This window comes from Vibrio sp. SG41-7 (assembly GCF_014164465.1).
GTDB classification, from domain to species: Bacteria; Pseudomonadota; Gammaproteobacteria; order Enterobacterales; family Vibrionaceae; genus Vibrio; species Vibrio splendidus.
In genome coordinates this window covers 1-1780 of record NZ_JACJFF010000271.1, presented here as the reverse complement: position 1 = coordinate 1780, position 1780 = coordinate 1, and the positions used below count along the sequence as shown (strand labels likewise).

2 protein-coding genes are annotated in these 1780 nt (G+C 35.4%); both read left to right on the top strand.

All coding sequences use genetic code 11. The features are described from left to right. The first annotated feature begins 179 nt into the window (after positions 1–179). The gene (locus H5300_RS26555) at positions 180–1049 is read left to right on the top strand and encodes an ATP-binding protein (protein WP_182797342.1); all 870 of its coding nucleotides are present in this window, start codon (positions 180–182) and stop codon (positions 1047–1049) included. Next, a complete protein-coding gene (locus H5300_RS26550; RefSeq protein WP_182797341.1) occupies positions 1042–1695 on the top strand; it encodes an AAA-like domain-containing protein in 654 nt (217 codons plus the stop codon). Before H5300_RS26555 ends, H5300_RS26550 begins: the two co-directional genes overlap by 8 nt. Positions 1696–1780 lie beyond the last annotated feature (85 nt).

Here is a 1780-nt window from a genome sequence, read left to right as displayed (position 1 = left end):
AGGAGAATCAATGCGAAAACTGGCGCAATCCGGACAGATAGAGTAAAAATAGAGTTAGAGAAAAGCGAGAGATTAGTGGTGTCCGGTTAAACCGGAACTAGTGGCCGGAATCAGCGGAATACGCACTTGTTGGAATACTATCAAAACTACCTATATGTTCTATTGAACAACCTATTGTCATGAAGCGTATAGATTCTGTTAAGGATTATTTTCCTGAATCACAACCGCTTTCTAAGCTAATCGCTCCAGTAGTAGAAATACTACCGGTAGCACAAATTAAAAACGTGTGCTTTGTAAATTACACTGAAAGTTCAAAAGATTACTACTGCGATAGACCTTGTGATACAGAGTTTAATGCTAATATCGCAGACAATATGAGCATATGGTTACATGGTGAATCTGGGACAGGTAAAACAGCGTTAGTAGCAAGAAATCTTTCACTCGCAAACGTAAAGCATCTCTCCTGTAGTCTTGAACCCGTAACTATTGACTCTTGTGAAAGTATCTTTCGTGGATTAATAGAAGATATCGCAGAATACGTAAAAATAAACGATATACCAAAAGAACTAAGCATAAAGAACATGAGTAATTTTTTACTAAATTGTCAGTTTGACGACAATACTGTAATTACTATTGATGAGATGAGCTGTTCAAACTCAGCGATTATTGAAGAGTTCTGTCAAAAAATCATGCGACTGGTTAGCTATTATCAAAAATCTGAACCAAGTAAAAATATTGTTTTTGTAATATCAAGTATATTCCACCCCAAGCAACATGGATGTCATCCAGGTAAACTCATGGAATCATTTCAATTTGTTTGCTCAACTGATTGGGGTGGCGATATTGAAAAACTATTCGAAATACAGAATACTGCATTAGGTAATATGATATGTGAGGAAGGAAAATGTATTATGTTGAAAAGTTGCAAAAACCTACCCCGCCTTCTCACCTTAATTATGCAAAGGGTCTACCGTGGTAAAAACTTTTCAATTGAATCTGTGACTAGTGTTACTGAACGTGTAAATAGAGAGTACCAAGAGTATGAATAAGAAAATTTTAAAAAAATATACCACTATACCACCACATCTCTACGTAGAACGTTCGGCTGATAAACAATTACGAGATATTATTGAAGATATGCAACGACCGGGTTATGTTTTGGTTGCCCGACAAATGGGAAAAACCAACCTCCTATTCAATGCAAAAAGAAACCTAGAAACAGATGATAGAAAATTTGTCTATATTGACCTGTCAAACAACTTTGAAACAGAGTTAGAATGTTATAACTACATAATTGATTCTATACTTGACGTTTTGGAAGAAGAACTATGGGAAATCAGACCAGAAATAGACGAAATTCGAAGTTTAAATAGAGCAAACCATGTAACATATACAAAGTCACTATCAGCAATATTAAAAAGCTTAGAGAAAGATTTAGTAATTATTCTAGATGAAATTGACGCACTAAGAACCTCCGATTATTCTGATAACATTTTCGCTGTTATCAGGAGTAACTATTTCACTCGTAGTAACTTCCCTGAATTTAACCATTTAACCTATATGCTTTCAGGAGTGATCGAACCAAAAGATCTAATCAAAGACAGAAATAAATCTCCATTTAACATTGGAGAAAAAATTTACTTAGACGACTTTTCGGTAAGCGTTCACCGAGGTATCTTGACTTACCATTCCTGAAGAAGCATGTGCAGTTTATAGATCAAAAACGTTCGGGTACGGTTTCTTCTCAACGACTGACGTGATGATTTCACTCAGAACTGAC

Coding starts and splice junctions, on each gene's coding strand:
- H5300_RS26555 (WP_182797342.1), top strand. CDS start 180: ATGAAGCGTATAGATTCTGTTAAGGATTATTTTCCTGAATCACAACCG.
- H5300_RS26550 (WP_182797341.1), top strand. CDS start 1,042: ATGAATAAGAAAATTTTAAAAAAATATACCACTATACCACCACATCTC.